Source organism: Mycobacterium sp. ZZG, from assembly GCF_054786995.1.
The window spans coordinates 1-695 of the sequence record NZ_JBTBFV010000185.1; the positions used below are offsets into that span (position 1 = coordinate 1).

Here is a 695-nt window from a genome sequence, read left to right on the forward strand (position 1 = left end):
CAGATCGACGGGGGTCAGCGTCAGGGCGCTACGAGCGAGGAGCTCGCTGAGATCAAGGAGCTCAAGGCCAAGGTGCGCCGGCTTGAGGAGGATAACGAGATTCTGCGGCGGGCCTCGATTTTCTTCGCGGGGGAACTCGACCCCCGCAACCGATGATCGTCGCGTTCATCGACGAGCTGCGGGCCCAGGGCCACGCGGTCGAGTCGATCTGTCGAGTCCTGCGTGAGCAGGGCGCGCAGATCGCCGCGCGGACCTACCGTGACTGGGCACGGGCCAACCGGCCTGTCGCTGACCGGACGATCACCGACGCCATGGTCACCAATCAGGTTCGCGACCTGGTCTGGACGGTCGATCACGCAGGAGTGCGGCGGATGACCCCAGAAGGTCTCTACGGCCGCCGGAAAATGACAGCGCTCGTGAAGCGCACCACCCCCAACGCGTCGCCGGGCAGCGTGGACCGAGCGATGAGATTGCTTGGCCTGCAGGGTGTCCGACGCTCAAAGGGGATCCGGACCACTATCGCGGCCAAGGACGGTAAGCGCGCCGGTGATCTCCTCGATCGGGACTTCACGGCCCAAGCACCCAACCGCACCTGGGTCATGGACTTCACCTACGCCCGCACCTGGGTTGGATTTGTCTACGTCGCGTTCATCCTCGACGTGTTCGCCCAGAAGATCATCGCGTGGAACGTGGCA

The 695-nt window shown here is 64.9% G+C and carries 1 pseudogene and 1 other annotated feature; the pseudogene reads left to right on the plus strand.

Annotation, left to right across the window (positions count from 1 at the left end):
• A pseudogene (locus tag ACXMYJ_RS29270) lies at positions 1-695 on the plus strand (transposase family protein); the annotation flags it as partial.
• Positions 114-248: a sequence feature (AL1L pseudoknot), on the plus strand. Its footprint overlaps the pseudogene before it by 135 nt.